Below are 15,771 nucleotides of genomic sequence, written 5' to 3' on the forward strand. Positions count from 1 at the left end.
TCCTAACGTGCTGTCGCGGTAGTCTCTGCCTTTTTTCTTAGCACGGAAATTTTCTGCTTAAAATTGCTGCAATCGTAAAATGTGTCGGTAAAGCGGAAAATATGAGCGTGCCGAAATCGGATGCCCCATACTTTGAGAATGAGATCAGTTGCGGAGTGCAGCGGCCGTCAGTTGGGCCGGCAATAGATCGGATTGCTGATGGCCCGGCGGATCGTCTGTTTCGAGAGATCGTCCTCCGAGAGCGCCCAGGGCAAATTTTTGCCGTGGAGGGCCTCCCGGAATGTCTCGACGATCGCGCTCCGGTTGGCGGCCGCGGCGATTTCGGTCCGCAGGAACCGATCGGGCGAACCGGCATAGTGGGCGGTCCAGTCGTCAGCTTCGATGGTCTCTTCACCGACGATGCCGGAAGCGTCTAGCCACAGCAGCCGGTCGCCCTTGGCGCCGCGAGCCAAGGCCTCTGCGGTCACTGGGCCAACCACGGTCGATCCCATCGGTTGGCCGTTGGCGATCAGTTCGAGATGCGGGCCGGTGGGGCTTTCCGTCACGTAGCCGTGGCCCGATCTCATCGTGGCGAGCACGGCGTCTTCGGAGAGTTCATTGAGCCAGAGCACCGTCGTCGGGCGGGCGAGCACCAGCGGTCCCTCCGGCAATAGCCGCGCCGGTTGGTGGAAGTCGCTGCCGCCGATGGCGGAGATCTTCAGGCCCGAGGCGAGGCGCTGCTGGTAGCGCTCGAGCGACACCCAGTTCCAGGCGAGCCAATGGGATTGCCAGACCTCCATGCAGTCGATCTCAGGCAGTTCGTAGTCCCAGGGGATGGTCGGCTTGTCGTGGTTGACCGAGAGCAGGCCGCCGCGCTCATGCACCATGCTCGCGAGCGTGCGGGCATGCTCCGGCTTCGTCATGCGAAAATCGACCCAATCGTCGACGCCGAAGACATTGGCGTGGCCGACGGCGGTGGTGATTTCCATGGCGCGGATGAAGATGAGGTCGGCGGAGGAATGCGGATGGAAGTAGCGCCGCTGGGTGATGGTGTTGTGGTCGGCGACCGCAAGAAAATCGAGACCCGCCTGTTTGGCGGCGGCGTGCAGCAGTTCGGGCGAGCCAGCCGCATCCGAGTGGAAGGTGTGGCAGTGCAGATCGCCGCGATACCATCCGGACTGTTTGCGCACGGGGAACGTTCTTTCCGGCTGCGGCACGATGGAGCGCGGGCTTCTGTCGAAATCGACCGTCACGCGAATCTCGGCGCCTTCTTCGGGGATCTTGTAGAGGCCGAGCATCACCTTCCACTGGCCGGGCGGCATCTCGCCGTGAATGTAGCCGGGCGTGGCGTCGTCGGTAGCGATGAAGAAACGGTCACGCGCGCCACCGCTCCAGCCGCGAAAACCCTGGCCGGTCGGATACTCGGTCGCCCGCGGATCAAGCGCGCCGAGATCGATGATGCATGCCTCTGACTTCGGATAGCTGAGCGTCGCGTCGATGCGCGTTACACCTTCGGGCACCTCGAAGGGCAGATAGAAATAGGGATCGGCCGCCTGATGCTTACGGGTGATGCGCACGGCAAATTCCTGCATGGCGGCCTCAGCGTTCGTCTGCCGCGGGAATGCGGGCGCTGCTGTCATCGAAGAGGGTGATGTGCCTGGCGTCGAAGGCGAGATGGACTGAGGTTCCGACCTTGATCTCGTCGTCGGTGAAGATGCGCGCGGTGACGCGACCGTTGTCGCCGCGCTCCAACGTGACGAGGCTCTCCGGCCCCATGTTCTCGTTGGCGAAGAGTTCGCCGGAAACCACGTTCAGGTCGCCTGCGGCCGCGATACGCAAATGTTCGGGGCGGACACCGAGTGTCATCCTGGCTGATTTCGCCGCCTTGGCGATGGCGTCGGTGAGCGCGATCGGTGCGAGCTTCAGGCCATCGGCGCGCAGGTGCAGGGCGCCATCGCCGATGGATGCTTCGACGGGGACGAGGTTCATCGGCGGATTGCCGACGAAGTTGGCGACGAAGGTCGTTGCGGGCCGGCGGTAAATCTCGATCGGCGGCGCGAACTGCACGATCCGGCCCTTGTCCATGACGGCGATGCGGGTTGCGAGCGCCATGGCTTCGGCCTGGTCGTGCGTGACATAGACGGCGGTCATGCCCATGTCGCGCTGCAGGTGGTTGAGGAAGCCGCGCGCTTCGAGCCGCAGCTTGGCATCGAGGTTCGAAAGCGGTTCGTCGAAAAGATAGACCTCGCTCGGATAGACGAGCGCACGTGCCAGCGACGTGCGCTGCTGCTGGCCGCCGGAGATCTGGCTCGGCAGCCGCTTCATCAGGTCGCCGATCTTGAGGACGTCGGCCACTTCCTTGGCGCGGGCGTGGCGCTTGGTCTCCTGCTCGCCGCGCACCTTCAAGGGATAGGCGATGTTGTCGGCGATGTTCATGTGCGGGTAGAGCGCATAGTCCTGAAAGACCATGGAGATGCCGCGGTCCTTCGGATGCAGGTAGGTGACGTCGCGGCCGCCGATCATCACCCGGCCAGAGGTTGGCGTTTCGAGACCTGCGATCATGCGCAGGCTCGTCGTCTTGCCGCAGCCCGACGGGCCGAGCAGGCAGATGAACTCGCCGTCGGCGATCTGGAAGCTGATGTCGGGCACGGCGACGAAGGCGCCGAAGGTCTTGGAGATGTTCTGGAATTCGACAGAGGCCATGACGGGTTTCCGATTACGACTTTATGCCACCGAAGAACCGGAAACCGAATTTCCAATTCACGAAGAGATAGAGGGCGATGACGGGGAGCGAATAGATCAGCGAATAGGCGGCCAGCAGCGTGACGATCGGCGTGCCGGCCTCCGAATAGAAGGAGTAGATGGCGACGGATGCCGGCATCAGCTTGTCGCTGCGCAACAGGATGAAGGGGATGAGGAAGCTGCCCCAGATGTTGACGAAGGCCCAGACGACGACCACGACGATGCCCGGCCGGATGACCGGCAGCGCCACATCGAAGAAGGCCTGGAGCGGAGAGGCGCCGGCGACCATCGCGCTCTCCTCATAGGAGCGCGGGATGGCGTCGATGAAATCGCGAAGAATGAACATCGCTGTCGGCAACAGCCCGCCGGCAAAGACGAGAATGACGGCAAGATGGGTGTCGATCAGGCCTGCCGCGGAGATGATGAGGAAAATCGGCACCATCGCCGCCGAGCCTGAAACGACCGACGAGAAGAGCAGCAGGATATAGGTGACGGCGCCTTTGCCCGGGATCGGCGAGCGCGAGAGGGCATAGGCCGCAAGCGTCGCCGCCGCGCCGACCAGCACCACGCCGCCCGCCGCCTGGATGAGGCTGTTCAGTAGCGCCTGCATCGCGAAGGTGTTCTGGAAGACGGTGGCAAAATTCGAAAGCGTGAAGGGCGAGGGGATGGCAAGGCCGAGTTCGGCACGGGCATTGAAGGGTGCAAAGATGAACCAGACGAGCGGCAGTGCGAAGATCGTTCCGAGGAAGGTGGCGGCGGCGGCAAAGATCGCGCGCCGCACGAAGATGTTCTGAGTCTTCTGCATCATTCCGCCTCCACCGGCTTCTTGTGGGCAAGGCGAAGATAGACGAGCGCGAAGGCGAGATTGATCAGCATGATGACCACGCCGACGGCAGCGCCCTTGCCGAACTCGAAATCCTTGAACGCGATGCGGTAGGTGTAGATCGACAGGATCTCGGTGCGATAGGACGGCCCGCCATGGGTGAGCAGGAACGGCGTGAAGACGTTGAAGGTCCACATGGTGATGAGGATGAGGTCGGTGACGACATGTCCGCGGATCAGCGGCAGCGCAATGTCGCGCAGCTTCTGCCACGAGGTGGCGCCCGCGACATCAGCTGCCTGGAAATAACTCGGCGGGATCGACTGGAAGGCCGAGTTGAACAGCATCATAGAGAAGGCGGCGCCCCGCCAGGTGTTGAAAAACACGATCACCCAGAACGGTTGCTGCAGCAGCCAGTCGCCCGGAGGCAGACCGAGGCCGCGCAGGATCATGTTGAGCGTGCCGTTGTCATAGTCGAGGAAGGCGAACCAGGCAAAGCCGATCACCACCTCCGGCAGGATCCAGGCGGCGATGACCGCGGTCTGCAGGAAGGATTTGAGCGTCGGCGTGACCGTCTGGCTGAGCCAGGCGAGCAGCAGCCCGAGCAGCGCCTGGCCGATCAGCGCCGAGAGCAGCACGAACTGGATCGTCAGGATCAGCGAAAACCCGAACTGGCCGCGGGTAAAGAAGGTCGCCGGATTGAAGAGCGCGAAATAGTTCTGCAGGCCGACGAAATCGGGGTCGACGGCCGTGCGACCGAGCAGTGTGCGGTTGGTGAAGGAAACGAAAATCACCCAGAAGAAGGGAACGATGACGAAGACCCCGACGAGGGCCGTGGCCGGTGCCAGAAAAAGCGCGCCGGCGCGCGTCGAAAGCAGGGAGAATTTCTTCATGCGCGTTTCATGCCCATATCCTGGATCGGGAGCCCGGCCACGGATGGCAGCCGGGCGCTCTGTCGTTGGATCGAAGCGGGATGAGGGCACCGTTGCGGCCACATCCCGCATTGGCTTTAGAGCGTGCTGACGGTGTTTTCTTCGCCGACGATGGCGATGACGGCCGCCTTGTACTGGGCCATCGCGTCCTCAGGCGAGAGCTCGCCGGAAACGACGCTTTCGGTCATGCGCTGGATCTCGGTCGAGACCTTGTTGTAATTGGCGTCGTTCGGACGGGCCGTGGTGATCGGCAGCAAGGTCGTCGCCGTTTCCGTCAGGAACGGCGAGTTCGGGATCGCCACGTCGTCGCGGATGCGGATGGCGGGCTGGATTTCCTGGAACGCGTCGAGCTGCTCCTTGCTGTTCATGAACGAGAGCAGCGCCCAGGATTCGGCAGGCGCGTCCGTATGCGGATTGATGACGAAGCCGGTGCCGCCGGACATCGTGACGAAATCCTGGCCGCGTAAGCCCTTTCCGGGTGCTGCGGCGGGCATCTTCTTCCAGGTCATGGTGTTGTCGCGATCGGCGACGGCGAATTCGGCGCCGGGCGCTGTGACCGAGCGATAGAACCAGTCGCCCTCGACGAGCATCGCCGTCTTGCCATCGCGGAAATTGGCGAAGGTCCGGTTGCGGCCGTCGGCAAGCAGCTGCGCGCGCTGGTCGCCGAGCTTGTCGTCGACATAGATGGTCTTGTAGAGCTTCAGCGTGTCGAGGATGCCCTGGCTCGAAACGATATATTTGCCGCTGTCGTCGGTGACCTGTTCGCCGGTGCCGAGCAGCGCCATCCAGTAGCCCTGCATCGTGGTCGCCTCGCCCATGGAGACGCCGGCGTTGAGCTGCAACGGGAAGCTGTCGGGGGCGGCCGCCTTGATCTTGCGGGCGGCGTCGAGCAACTCATCCCAGGACTTCGGCTGCCAGCTGTCGGCATCGAGGCCAGCCGATTTGAAGAGGTCCTTGCGCACGAAGATCATGCGGGCGTCGGTGCCGAGCGCGATGCCATAGGGCTTGCCCTGGTAGCTCATCAGCGCCTTGGTGCCGTCGGAGATATGCTGCCAGCCCTCCCACTTCGGAACGTCTGGGCCGGCCACTTCCTCGAGCGACTTCAGGAGATTGCCCTGGACGAAGCTCGGGATCAGGAAGCCGTCGAAGCCGGAGACATCAGGGCCGGCGCCGGTGGAGAAATCGAGCGCGAGCTGCTGCGTCAGCTGCTCGTCCTCGCCGCCGAACTGGGTGAGCTTGACGGTGACGTCCTTGCCTTCGGCCTTCATCTTCTCGGTAAAGGCCGGAATGACCTTCTTTTCGATCCACTCGGCCATGCCGCTGTTTACGCCGCCGATGATGCAGCGGCAGGTGATGTTGAGTTCGGTGGCGCTCACTGGTGCTGCAAAGGCGATGGCCGCGGCTGCGCCGAGCAATAGGGAATGAAACCTGGTACGCATGTTTTCTCCTCCCGGTCGATCCACTCAAGGACCTATGTGTCTGGCTGCGACAGTCCGTCCCTCCTCCAGGTCCGGCGTCCCGACGACGGTCAAGAATGAACACGCTTTCATCTTTGTCAACATGGATCATGTGTTCCGTTGGTAAAAATCGGCGGAATACCTATTCCGCTTGACGAAATCGTCGCGTTGCTCTCTTTTGTGAATGAACACGTTTTCATTTTGTGACGGATAGATGAACGAGCGCGCCGACAAGAAAGCTGCCCGAGCCACCGCAGACCAGGTGGCGCGCGAGGCCAATGTTTCCCGTGTGGCGGTCTCGCGGGCCTTCAATCCGAATGCGTCGCTGAAGCCGGAAAAGCGCGACCGCATCCTGCAGGTGGCGCGGGAGCTGAACTACACGCCCGACATGGCGGCACGCTCGCTGGTGACCGGTCGCTCGCATCTCGTCGGCATGATCGTGCCCGACGTCTGCAGCCCCTGGGAGAGCCAGGAGATCGACGCGTTGACGACGGCGCTGCAGGCGGAGGGCTTCGCGACGCTGCTCTTCAAGGCCAAGGCTGATTTCAGCATGGATCCGCGCCTGCTCACCTACATGCGCGGCTTCAATCCGGATTCGGTGATCGCCTTTACCGAGAACATCCTGCCCGATGTGCTCTGCGGCTTTCTCGACCGCGCCGTGCCGATCTACGTGATCTACGACGACGTGAAGCAGTTTGCAGGCGCCGCATCCGGTACGCTCTATGACCGGCTGCTCGTCCGGCAGAAAAACGGCATCGAGCAGGCGGTGGCCCTGCTTCAGGGCTATGGCGCGCGCCGCATCGCCTATCTCGGCGGCAAGGCGCAGTCGCTCGCCAATGCCGAGCGCGAGCGCACACTGAAGGAGACGCTCGCGGAGCGCGGCATGGATGCGCCGATCCTGCTTGCCGGCGATTACACCTACGACACCGCCTACCAGGCAACGCTCGATCTGTTCCGCATCGGCGAAGGTGCCGATGCGATCTTTGCGGCCAATGACGTCGGCGCCTTCGGCGCGATCGACGCGCTGCGCCACGAGCTCGGGCTTTCCGTGCCTGAGGACGTCAAGGTCGTCGGTTTCGACGACATCCCGCAGGCGCACTGGAAGAGCTACAACCTCACCACCGTGCGCATCGACCTCGAAGAGCGCGTGCGTGCGCTCGTCCGCCTCATCCTGATGCGGCTTCGTGCGCCCGATGCCGAGCCGTTTACCGAGACACTCAACACCCGCCTGATCGTGCGGGGCACCGTCGGCTGAAGGTAGCGAACATGACCGAAAAACGCATCCACGTCGTCTTCAAGACCCATCTCGACATCGGCTTTACCGATCACGCCGAGAAGATCCGAAAGCAGTATCACGAGCGCTTCATCCCGCAGGCGATCGAGACCGGCGCGCACTTCTACAACGAGAACCCGCGCGAGCCGCTGTTCGTCTGGACGACGGGCGCCTGGCTGATCTGGGATCACCTGAATTCTCGCTCGAAGGAAGAGGTCGCCCGCCTTGAGCAGGCGATCGAGCGCGGCCTGATCCGCTGGCACGCGCTGCCCTTCACCACCCATACGGAGCTGATGTCGCCGCATCTTTTCAAGGCGGGGCTTTCCTATGCGCAGGAGCTCGACCGTCGCTTCGGTCTGAAGACGATCGCCGCCAAGATGACCGATGTGCCCGGCCATACGCTCGGCATGGTGCCGCTGCTGGCCGAAGCCGGCGTGCGCTTCCTGCATATCGGCGTGAACTCCGCTTCGCCGCCGCCGGAAATCCCGGATATTTTTCGCTGGCGAGCGGCGGGCGGCGAGGAAATCGTCGTCATGTACCAGCGCTCCTATGGCGAGACCTATTTCCCCGAGGGTCTCTACGACGGCTTGAGCTTCGCCCATACCAGCGACAACATCGGCCCGCAGAGCGTGTCGCAGACGGCCGAAGCCTATCGCGAGATCCTGAAACACGAGCCGGGTGCCGCCGTGCGCGCGGCGACGCTGGAGGACTACGGCAAGCTTATTTGGGAGGCGCGCGAGCGTTTCCCGGTGGTGGAAAAGGAACTCGGCGACAGCTGGATCCACGGCAGCGGCACCGATCCGGAAAAGATCGCCCGCTATCTGGCGCTGCAGCGGCTCTACGACCAATTTGCCGGCGAGCGGATGACCACAAGCCGCGAGGCCTTCGGCCGCAAGCTGGCGCTGGTCGCCGAACACACCTGCGGCGTCGACATCAAATCCTTCCTGCGCGACGAGAAGGCCTGGGCACGCCCCGCCTTCGAGGCGGCGCGAAAGACTGATCCGCGCTTCCACTATACCGAAGCGTCCTGGGCGGAGCAGCGGGCCTATCTCGACCAGGCGGTTGCAGAGCTGCACGGCGAGGATGCGATCCGCGCCGAGGCGGCTCTTGCCGAGATTGCCGTTCCATCACGACCCGAGGCGACCGAGGCTGCTACGCGGCTCGATGTCGGCGGCTGGATCATCGAGCTTGATCCGGTAACCGGCGACGTTTCCTCGCTGACTGCGCCCGACGGCCGGACGGTCCGTGGCGCCAATGGTTCGCTGATCGCCTATCGCTACGAAAGCTATGACGCCGGCGACGTTCGCCGCCACATGGATACGTACCTTACCCATTGGATGGATTGGGCGGTGCTCGACCACGACAAGCCCGGGCTTGCGAAGGTTGCGGAAGCGCGCTCGCAGGCCTACGCGCCCAAGCTTTGCGGCACGACCGCAACATCCATCCTTGCAGTCATGCCGGCAGAAGCGGTGGAGCAATTGGGTGCGCCTGCCGAAATTGCCATCGAATTTTCCGCCGGCAAGGACGGGCTCGATGTCCGGCTGTCCCTCTATGGCAAGAACGCCAACCGTATGCCGGAAGCGAGCTTTCTGTCGTTCACGCCCGAGGGACGCTCCGCCTGGGATGTGTGCAAGATGGGGCACTGGCACGCCACCGACAATTTCGCCCGCGCGGGCGGTGCACAGCTGCAGGCGGTCACGGCGGTGAGGGGGCGCTCGGAACCGGGCGTCGAGCTGATGGTCGAAAACCTTGACACGCCGCTGGTGGCGCCGCAGTCCTGGCCGTTCATGACCTTCTGCAAGGACCTGCCTGACTATTCCGCCGGTGTCCGCTTCAACATCCACAACAACAAATGGGGCACCAACTTCCCCATGTGGTGGGGCGGTGATTTCACCACGCGCTTCAAGCTTAGCTTCAGCGGTCGGTGATCGTCAGCGGCTGCGGAGCGACGGAAGGCTCATCCTCGTTCGGGTGGGCTGAGCCGGTCTCCCGGTGAAGACACCAGATGTCGACCGGAAGGCGACGACCTGGCAGCACGACCGCCTCGTGCGATATCCATGCGGCTTCAGGTGCTGGAGCTTGAAGCCGGCACATCAACGAGGCGGAGACGACGAGCGGCACCTGCAGCGTCTTGGTCATGGATTCCAGGCGCTGGGCCACGTTGACGGCGTCGCCGATGACGGTGAACTCGCTGTGGCAGCCGCTGTCGAGAACGCCGCCGACGACCGTGCCATAGTGCAGGCCGATGCCGGCATCGAGGGCCGGGTGGTTGTTGCGCGCGTTGTGGTTCTTCCAGTCCGTGAGGATGTCGACGAGATCGAGCGCGCAGGCAAGTGCCCTGTCGGCGTCGTCTTCCTTCGGTCTCGGCTGGCCGAAGACCGCCATCACCCCATCGCCGATGAACTTGTCGACGGTGCCGCCGTGTTCGAAGATCGTCTGCGAGACGAGTTGGCGATATTCGGCGAGCACGAAGGCGAGCTCAGGCGCCGGTGCCGCCTCGGCAAAACGGGTGAAATCACGCAGGTCCACGAACATGATCGCGGCGCTGCGTCGCTCCAGCCCGAGCACATCGCCTTTCTCCTGCAGGGCGGAAACGACTAGCGGCGAGAAGAAGCGCGAGAGATTTTGTCGCCGCTGGTCGGCCTTCAAGGCTTCCTTGCGCGTCCGGTCGTGGTCGCGCGCAAGAAGATAGATGGCAAAGGCGGTGAAGCCGAAGCTCACGGTCAGGCCGAGATCCTGATTGAAGAATGCCCCGAGCAGCGAAAGCGGTCCGGAGGCATCATGCCTTGCAGCCGTCATCGCCAGCATCGTCACCCAGGCTATGAGCACGATGGCGGAAAAGAGGAGGACCAGGCGTCGCTCCAGCTTGAGTCCGACATGGACGAGCAGGATGAAGGCGACGACGAGGCTGGTCGTCGTCAGATTGTGGTTCGCTGTCACCGGGCCGGCCAGAATATGGGCGTAGAGCAGCAGCGCGACCAAGAGCGCATCGAGAACGACGAAGAGGGTCGTCAGCCAGGAGCGGCCGGGCAGATAGCGCGCCGTTGCCACCGACGCCACGCTGATGGTGAGATAGCTGACGACGACGACCGCGTGCATGCGTTCCGCGCCCGCGTTGCCGCCGAGCAGCAGACTTGCCAGCAGGATTGCGAAAGCAACGAAGCGCAGGGTGAGCGAACGCTTCTCCCGGGCCGTATCCCAATGCGGATGAAGTGAGGACGTCATGTCTTTCGGCATTCCCCCTGCGTCGACGGCCGGCGATAGCCGCTCTGCTACCAGTCGATTCGCGTCGAATATGTGGCGTGGCCGCAAGCCCGCTGACCTGCGGCCAGATTAGGTTCTAGGGCTTCCAACGATGGGAAGGTCAAGGAAGATACCATCGCTGCGCTGCAGCTGCCCGCGACCAGGTTATCTCTCGCGTTCCTCTTTGCCCCCGGCGCCTACGTAGAATGACGTATGTGCAGTGCAGCGTGGCTGTCCGATGATCCCCTTAAGCAGCGGCTAGAAGCACCGAAGGGCCAGTTGCTCCAGAACGAGAGGGGTTCCATCAGATGACTATCAAGACAAGCGTGACCGGCGCATTCCTGGCCGCCATCCTGTCGACCACGGCTTTCAGCGGCGCTTTCGCCGCTGACGACACGATCAAGGTCGGCATCCTGCATTCGCTCTCCGGCACCATGGCGATCTCCGAGACGACGCTGAAGGACGCCATGCTGATGCTGATCGACGAGCAGAACAAGAAGGGCGGCCTGCTCGGCAAGAAGCTCGAGGCCGTCGTCGTCGATCCCGCGTCCGACTGGCCGCTCTTTGCTGAAAAGGCGCGCGAACTGGTTTCGGTCGACAAGGTCTCGGCGGTCTTCGGCTGCTGGACCTCGGTATCGCGCAAGTCGGTTCTGCCGGTGTTCGAGGAGTTGAACTCGATCCTTTTCTATCCCGTCCAGTATGAGGGCGAGGAAAGCCAGCGCAACGTCTTCTACACCGGGGCGGCGCCGAACCAGCAGGCGATCCCGGCCGTCGACTATCTGATGGAAAACGAGAGCGTCGAGCGTTGGGTGCTCGCGGGCACCGACTATGTCTATCCGCGCACGACCAACAAGATCCTCGAAGCTTATCTGATCTCCAAGGGCGTGAAGCCCGAGGACATCATGATCAACTACACGCCCTTCGGTCATTCCGATTGGCAGACCATCGTTTCTGACATCAAGAAGTTCGGTTCGGCCGGCAAGAAGACCGCCGTGGTCTCGACCATCAATGGCGACGCCAACGTGCCGTTCTACAAGGAACTGGCGAACCAGGGCGTCAAGGCGGAGGATATTCCGGTCGTCGCCTTCTCGGTCGGCGAAGAGGAACTCGCCGGGCTCGATACCACGCCGCTCGTGGGGCATCTGGCAGCGTGGAACTATTTCCAGTCGGTCGACACACCCGCCAATGCCGAGTTCATCAAGACCTGGAAGGCCTATACCAAGAACGACAAGCGCGTGACCAACGATCCGATGGAAGCGCATTACATCGGCTTCAACATGTGGCTGAAGGCGGTCGAAAAGGCCGGCACGACCGATACGGACGCCGTTCTCGACGCGATGATCGGCGTCTCCGTCCCCAATCTTTCGGGCGGCTACTCGACGATGATGCCGAACCACCACATTACCAAGCCGGTGCTGATCGGCGAGATCCAGGGCGACGGCCAGTTCGAGACCGTCTGGGAAACACCCGGCCTCGTCGTCGGCGACGAATGGTCCGATTATCTGTCGGACTCCAAGGATCTGATCTCCGATTGGCGCGCGCCGATGTCCTGCGGCAACTTCAACGTCGCCACCGGCAAGTGCGGCGGCAAGGGCTCCTGATTTCATCACCTAGTCATAGACCGGGCGGCGTGCCGCCCGGACAGTGATTGCATGACGAAAACTCGAGGCAAGCATGCCCTTCGTTCGGCGGCGCGCACGAGCGAAGGGAGCTTGCTTGGGCTATGACGGGTTTGTGCATGCGCCGCATGACCGACCCGGATGAGGGGGCCATGTACCGAATTCTGCAGATCCTGTTCGTTGCGCTGTGTCTGGTGATATCGGCCCATGTGGTCGGTTCTCGCGCAGCCGAAGACCTCGGCCCGCTGATCGATCAGCTGGGCAGCGCTAAGCTTTCCGACATGGACGACCACATAACGGCGCTGGCCAAGACCGGCGACGCGAAGGTCGTTCCGGTGCTTGAGGCGCTGGGCGAGGGGGAACTTTATCAGCGCAAGTCCGACGGCAGGGTCTTTCTGGTCAAGGCGCAGGGCGCAGACCTGCTGCTCGTCGATCCCGTGACCGGGGCTGACGCCGGAGCGGCACCGAAGGCGGCGATGCAGAAGGTCAAGGTCAACAATGCGGTGCGTCGCGCGGTTCGCAGCGCGCTCGGAGGTCTCACACTCTTCAGCGACGATACCAGTGCGCGCATGAAGGCGGCGCAATCCATGCTGCAGACGCCGAATGCCGATGCGCTCGAGGCGATCGAAACGGCGATCGCGACTGAGAAAGACGGGACTGTGCGCAAGGTTCTCGATGAGGCCCGCGCGGTGACGCTGCTCGTCTCGGATCGCCCGGACGATCAGAAGCGTCAGGCGATCGCGCTGCTTGCCGAAGGTAACGGGCGAAACGGCCTTGCCGTTCTGACCTCCGCTCTGGCCACAGCCGATGCTTCCCTTAAACCCGATATCGAGGCGGCGATCGCCCGGATCGAGCAGACCCAGGCCTTCTGGAGCGCCGGCCAGAACATTTGGTACGGCCTGTCGCTCGGCTCGGTCCTCTTGCTGGCGGCGATCGGCCTTGCCATCACCTTCGGCGTCATGGGCATCATCAACATGGCCCATGGCGAGATGGTCATGCTCGGCGCCTACACGACCTTCCTGGTGCAGGAGGTGGTGCGCAATTCCTATCCTGACCTCTTCGACTGGTCGCTGGCGATCGCGCTGCCGCTCGCCTTTCTCGTGACCGGCGCGGTTGGCCTTGCAATCGAGCGCGGCGTCATCCGCTTTCTCTACGGGCGACCGCTCGAAACGCTGCTTGCCACCTGGGGCATCTCGCTGATCCTGCAGCAGGCGGTGCGCTCGATCTTCGGGCCGACCAATCGAGAGGTCGGCAATCCCTCGTGGATGTCCGGCGCCTTCGAGCTTGGCGGGCTGACCATCACCTGGAACCGCCTGTGGATCATCGTTTTCGCGCTGGCGGTATTTGCGGCGCTGCTGTTCCTGCTCAAGAGGACGTCGATGGGCCTTAAGATGCGGGCCGTAACCCAGAACCGGCGCATGGCGTCGTCGATGGGCATCCGCACCCCCTGGGTGGACGCGCTCACCTTCGCGCTCGGCTCCGGCATCGCCGGCATGGCGGGCGTGGCGCTCTCGCAGATCGACAACGTCTCGCCCAATCTCGGCCAGGGGTACATCATCGACAGCTTCATGGTCGTCGTCTTCGGCGGCGTCGGCAATCTCTGGGGCACGCTCGTCGGCGCCTTCTCGCTCGGCATCCTCAACAAGTTCCTGGAACCCTATGCCGGCGCGGTGCTCGGCAAAATCCTCGTGCTGGTGCTGATCATCCTCTTCATCCAGAAAAAACCGCGCGGCCTCTTCGCGCTCAAGGGAAGGGCGGTGGAAGCATGATCACGTCATTTCTGATGCGGTCGTTCGACCGCAGCATTCTGATCGCCGTTGCGATCCTTGTCGGCCTCGCCATGCTTCTCCCGGCGCTCAACCTTTTGACCGCGCCCGATCATCCACTGCACGTGCCGACCTATCTTGTGTCGCTGTTCGGCAAGTACCTGACCTATGCGCTGCTGGCGCTGGCGCTCGATCTCGTCTGGGGTTTCTGCGGCATCCTTTCTCTCGGGCATGCGGCTTTCTTCGCGCTCGGCGGTTACGCCATGGGCATGTACCTGATGCGCCAGATCGGGGCGCGCGGCTCCTACGGCAACCCGCTGCTGCCGGATTTCATGGTGTTCCTCAACTGGAAGGAGCTGCCGTGGTTCTGGCATGGCTTCGACATGTTCTGGTTTGCCGCGCTCATGGTGGTGCTGGTGCCGGGGCTGCTCGCCTTCGTCTTCGGCTGGTTCGCCTTCCGCTCGCGGGTCAACGGCGTCTATCTCTCGATCATCACTCAGGCGATGACCTACGCGCTGCTGCTTGCGTTCTTCCGCAACGACATGGGCTTCGGCGGCAACAACGGCCTCACCGACTTCAAGGACATCCTCGGCTTCAACATCCAGGCTAACGGCACGCGCGCCGCCTTGTTCGCTGCCTCGGCGCTGATGCTGGCGCTCTGCCTGATCCTGACGTCGGCGATCGTGCGTTCCAAGTACGGCAAGGTGCTCGTGGCAGTCCGCGACGCGGAAAGCCGGACGCGCTTCCTCGGCTACCGGGTCGAGCACATCAAGCTCTTTGCCTTCACCCTATCGGCGATGATGGCCGGCATTGCCGGCGCGCTCTATGTGCCCCAGGTCGGCATCATCAATCCCGGCGAGTTCGAGCCCGGCAATTCGATCGAAGTGGTGATCTGGACGGCGGTCGGCGGGCGCGGCACGCTGATCGGCCCGATCGTCGGCGCCATCCTCGTCAATGGCGGCAAGAGCATCTTCACGGCAGCGTTCCCGGAATTCTGGCTCTTTGCGCTCGGCGGCCTCTTCGTGCTCGTCACCCTGTTCCTGCCGAAGGGTGTCGTCGGAACGGCTGGCGCATACTTCGCCCGCCGGCGTGCGGAGCGTCAGACGCGGGCGGCTGAAACACCGGACAATCTGGCCGTTGAACCCATGGCGGCGGAGTAACGACATGAACCAGACAATCGGGCAGACCAAGCCGACCAGCCTTCTCTATCTCGACGGCGTCTCCGTCTCCTTCGACGGCTTCAAGGCGTTGAATGCGCTCTCCTTCGTCATCGAACCCGGCGAGCTACGAGCGATCATCGGCCCGAACGGTGCTGGCAAGACGACGATGATGGACATCATCACCGGCAAGACGCGGCCGGACGAGGGGCAGGTGTTCTTCAAGGGCGAGATCGACCTGTCGAAAAAGGACGAGGCGGAGATCGCTTCGCTCGGCATCGGCCGCAAATTCCAGAAGCCGACGGTGTTTGAAAGCCACACGGTCTGGGACAATCTCGAGCTGGCGCTCAACCGCAAGCGCGGCGTGTTTCCGACACTCTTTTACCGACTGACGGCAAAGGACAAGGCTCGGATCGAGGAGATCCTTGCGACCATCCGCATGTCGTCGCGCAGCAGCGATCTCGCCGCCAACCTTTCGCACGGGCAGAAGCAATGGCTGGAGATCGGCATGCTGCTTGCCCAGGAGCCGGAACTGCTGCTGGTCGACGAACCGGTCGCCGGCATGACCGACGCGGAAACTGCCGAGACAGCCATCCTGCTGAAGGAGATCGCCAAGACCCGATCGGTCGTGGTTGTCGAGCACGACATGGGCTTCATCCGTGAACTCGGCGTCAAGGTCACCTGCCTTGCCGAAGGGGCGGTGCTGGCGGAAGGCTCGATCGACTTTGTCAGCAGCGATCCGAAGGTAATCGAGAACTACCTTGGCCGGTGATGACCCACACC

General features: G+C 63.0%; 12 protein-coding genes. 6 read left to right on the top strand and 6 right to left on the bottom strand.

Going from position 1 to position 15,771, the window contains the following annotated elements; translation table 11 throughout:
• Positions 1-167: 167 nt before the first annotated feature.
• The 5 genes from BLU15_RS17745 to BLU15_RS17765 form a co-directional block, all read right to left on the bottom strand.
• Positions 168-1,571 carry a CehA/McbA family metallohydrolase gene (locus tag BLU15_RS17745; protein WP_060530431.1) on the bottom strand — a complete coding sequence of 468 codons (1,404 nt, stop codon included), beginning with the start codon at positions 1,569-1,571 and terminating at the stop codon, positions 168-170.
• Between the two features lie 7 nt (positions 1,572-1,578).
• Complete coding sequence (locus BLU15_RS17750; RefSeq protein ID WP_029742803.1) at positions 1,579-2,682, bottom strand: ABC transporter ATP-binding protein; 1,104 nt, start codon at positions 2,680-2,682, stop codon at positions 1,579-1,581.
• Positions 2,683-2,695: 13 nt separating this feature from the next.
• Complete coding sequence (locus tag BLU15_RS17755) at positions 2,696-3,526, bottom strand: carbohydrate ABC transporter permease (RefSeq protein ID WP_029742802.1); 831 nt, start codon at positions 3,524-3,526, stop codon at positions 2,696-2,698.
• Complete coding sequence (locus BLU15_RS17760; RefSeq protein ID WP_057251755.1) at positions 3,526-4,434, bottom strand: carbohydrate ABC transporter permease; 909 nt, start codon at positions 4,432-4,434, stop codon at positions 3,526-3,528. Before BLU15_RS17760 ends, BLU15_RS17755 begins: the two co-directional genes overlap by 1 nt.
• A gap of 116 nt (positions 4,435-4,550) precedes the next feature.
• A complete protein-coding gene (locus BLU15_RS17765) occupies positions 4,551-5,912 on the bottom strand; it encodes an extracellular solute-binding protein (RefSeq protein ID WP_029742799.1) in 1,362 nt (453 codons plus the stop codon).
• 232 nt (positions 5,913-6,144) lie between these two features.
• Between BLU15_RS17765 and BLU15_RS17770 the strand changes: the two genes are divergently transcribed.
• Together BLU15_RS17770 and BLU15_RS17775 are read left to right on the top strand one after the other, a co-directional pair.
• Entirely contained in the window at positions 6,145-7,185 is a 1,041-nt protein-coding gene (locus BLU15_RS17770; protein WP_090296848.1) for a LacI family DNA-binding transcriptional regulator, read from the top strand.
• 11 nt (positions 7,186-7,196) lie between these two features.
• Positions 7,197-9,131, top strand: coding sequence for a DUF5054 domain-containing protein (locus BLU15_RS17775; RefSeq protein ID WP_090296851.1), 1,935 nt, complete (start codon positions 7,197-7,199; stop codon positions 9,129-9,131).
• On the opposite strand, the gene BLU15_RS17780 is transcribed toward BLU15_RS17775, so the two are convergent.
• On the bottom strand, positions 9,118-10,428 hold the full coding sequence (locus tag BLU15_RS17780) for an adenylate/guanylate cyclase domain-containing protein (RefSeq protein ID WP_090296853.1): 1,311 nt from the start codon (positions 10,426-10,428) through the stop codon (positions 9,118-9,120). The genes BLU15_RS17775 and BLU15_RS17780 overlap by 14 nt on opposite strands.
• 326 nt (positions 10,429-10,754) lie before the next feature.
• Between BLU15_RS17780 and urtA the strand changes: the two genes are divergently transcribed.
• From urtA to urtD, 4 genes are all read left to right on the top strand, one after another.
• On the top strand, positions 10,755-12,047 hold the full coding sequence (gene urtA / locus BLU15_RS17785; protein ID WP_090296856.1) for an urea ABC transporter substrate-binding protein: 1,293 nt from the start codon (positions 10,755-10,757) through the stop codon (positions 12,045-12,047).
• A gap of 170 nt (positions 12,048-12,217) precedes the next feature.
• Positions 12,218-13,834 carry an urea ABC transporter permease subunit UrtB gene (gene urtB / locus BLU15_RS17790; RefSeq protein ID WP_090296859.1) on the top strand — a complete coding sequence of 539 codons (1,617 nt, stop codon included), beginning with the start codon at positions 12,218-12,220 and terminating at the stop codon, positions 13,832-13,834.
• Positions 13,831-14,991 (top strand): urea ABC transporter permease subunit UrtC, encoded by a 1,161-nt coding sequence (urtC, locus tag BLU15_RS17795; RefSeq protein ID WP_090296863.1) that lies wholly within the window; start codon positions 13,831-13,833, stop codon positions 14,989-14,991. Before urtB ends, urtC begins: the two co-directional genes overlap by 4 nt.
• Positions 14,992-14,995: 4 nt before the next feature.
• Complete coding sequence (gene urtD, locus BLU15_RS17800) at positions 14,996-15,760, top strand: urea ABC transporter ATP-binding protein UrtD (protein ID WP_090296866.1); 765 nt, start codon at positions 14,996-14,998, stop codon at positions 15,758-15,760.
• Positions 15,761-15,771 lie beyond the last annotated feature (11 nt).

The organism is Ensifer sp. YR511, from assembly GCF_900103045.1.
Taxonomy (GTDB): domain Bacteria; phylum Pseudomonadota; class Alphaproteobacteria; order Rhizobiales; family Rhizobiaceae; genus Ensifer; species Ensifer adhaerens.